We start from the raw sequence: 2378 nt of genomic DNA on the forward strand, positions 1-2378 counted from the left end.
AGCAGCGTGGCGTTTGGGGGAATGACGCCACCGGCACCGGCACTTCCATATCCTAAATCAGATGGAATAACGAAGCGTGCCTTGTCCCCTACCTTCAGTAGACTTATGCCCTCGTCCCATCCTGAGATTACCTGGCCCGCGCCCAATTGAAAATCGATGGGTTGCTTGCGCTTGTATGAAGAATCGAAAACTTGCCCGTTTAACAGCGACCCTTCGTAGTGTACGGATACGGTCTGCCCTTTCTGGGCCTTCGACCCGTTGCCTTCCTGAATCATTTTGTAACGTAGTCCGCTCTCGGTACTCTCGAATCCCGCCGAAATTTTGTCGAGTTCCGCTTTCTGGTTCTTTTTTTGTTCCGCAATACCTCTTTGCTTTGAGCTTTTGAAGGTTTCGAAGGCTTCGACCGCATCAAATTTTTTGGCGTCTTCGCCTACCCTCACGATTTCGAGGCTTTCAATGGTATCGCCCTGTGCGATGTCATCGACCACATCTTGACCCGATTCGACTTGACCGAAGACGGTGTGCTTGTTGTCTAACCAAGGCGTCGGTACGTGGGTGATATAAAACTGACTGCCATTAGTGCCCGGTCCGGAATTGGCCATGGAAAGTACGCCTGGTTCGGAATGGTTCAAGTCTGGGTGGAACTCATCATCGAACTTATAGCCAGCATCTCCCGTACCGGAACCTTGGGGACATCCGCCCTGTATCATAAAATCGGGAATGACCCGATGGAATTTCAACCCGTCATAATACGGTTCTCCCTTCGGTTTTACCTTGTTTTCCTTTTTTCCTTCGGCTAGGGCCACGAAATTACCGACCGTGCCGGGTGTTTTTTCATGGGTGAGCTTTACTAGTATCTCTCCTTTGGATGTGTTGAATTTTGCGTAGATTCCGTCTTGCATTTTACTCGTTTTTTGTGAGGGGCAAAGGTAAGAAAAATGTTGGAGTATATGATTTAAGGTTCAATGCGCCTTCGGTGCGTTTAAGGTTCAAGATAATTCACAAACGCTTTAAACTTTGAACAACTGCGAAGCAGCGATTGAACCTTAAACTGAACACCATCGATAGCTTACTTCACCAAAGTTGTTTATTCTCAAACTATCGTTTTAACGTATCGGATTCTGCCCCGTATTTGTCAAAGAGATAAACCAAGCTCGCCATACTGGCGGCACCGAGTTCGAGTTCACGTCTGTTGACATGTTCGAAGGTATCGTTTGCGGCATGGTGATGCACGAAATAGCGCTGGGAATCGGGAAGTAGACCGGCCAGGACTATGCCATCCTTTTTTAGGGGAGCGATATCCGCACCGCTGTAACCTTTTTCAAACAAGTGGACCATATAGGGTTCGAAAAGCGGTGCCCAACGTTGTACTTTTTTCAGGTCGGCATCGGAGCTGTCGAACGAAAATCCCCTTGGGGTAAAACCGCCGGAATCGCTTTCTAGGGCGAAAACATGGTTTTCGTTGTTCATTATGGCCTTGTCGGCATATTCCGTGCCACCTCGCAATCCGTTTTCCTCGTTCATAAAGAGTACGGTCCTTATCGTACGTTTGGGTTTGTAGCCCGAAAGTTTAAGAAGGCGGAGAACTTCCATACTCTGTACGCAACCGGCGCCATCATCGTGGGAGCCGTCGCCGAGGTCCCAAGAATCGAGATGTCCCCCCACCACGATTATTTCATCGGGATGGGTACCGCCCTTGATTTCCCCGATGACATTGAACGATTCCACATCGTCGAACTGTTTGCAGTTCTGCTTAAAGTAAAATTTGGTTTCCGGATTCAATTTTAAGGTGGTGGCCAGCATCTCCGCACCATTGGTACTTATCGCTGCAGCGGGAATTCTATTGGAAACGGCGGTATCGCCATAGCCCATCGAACCGGTGTGTGGAAAATCGTCCAGTCTCAGGTTCATGGATCGTACGACAACTCCGACCGCACCATATTTAGCGGCCTCTTCCGCACCCGAATATCGCTGATCGACACAGCCTGAATAAGCCTCAAAGGTACTGATAAGCGTTGGATCCATTGGTCGATTGTAGAACACGATCTTGCCTGCAACCTTGGCTTTACCCAATACCTTTAGTTCCTCGATGCCCATTACTTCGATGATATTCGCCTTCAGGCCGCCCACGGGTGTGGCCACGGAACCGCCCAAGGCGCAGATGGGCACTGTGCTGGTCACCCCGGGCGATGTTTCTAAATACGCAAACTCCGGAGTGCCGCGTACCCATTTGGGCACCATCACCGGTTGCAGCCAAACCTTGTCCAAGCCCAATGAATCGAGCTGGGCCTTGGTGTATTCCACCGCCCGTTGTGCCTCTAAAGATCCCGAAAGCCGACCCCCTATTTGATTGGACAGGTAGTTGAGCCAATCGTAGG

2 protein-coding genes are annotated in these 2378 nt (G+C 49.9%); both read right to left on the reverse strand.

The window, feature by feature from the left end; translation table 11 throughout:
* Positions 1–902, reverse strand: a 902-nt coding sequence (locus ACEW8S_RS01785) for a peptidylprolyl isomerase (protein WP_373516474.1), incomplete at its 3' end; no start/stop codon positions are given.
* Positions 903–1098: 196 nt separating this feature from the next.
* The coding region (locus ACEW8S_RS01790) for a M28 family peptidase (RefSeq protein ID WP_373516475.1) at positions 1099–2378 on the reverse strand (1280 nt) is incomplete at its 5' end.

The organism is Pricia sp. (assembly GCF_041745955.1).
Lineage (GTDB): Bacteria > Bacteroidota > Bacteroidia > Flavobacteriales > Flavobacteriaceae > Pricia.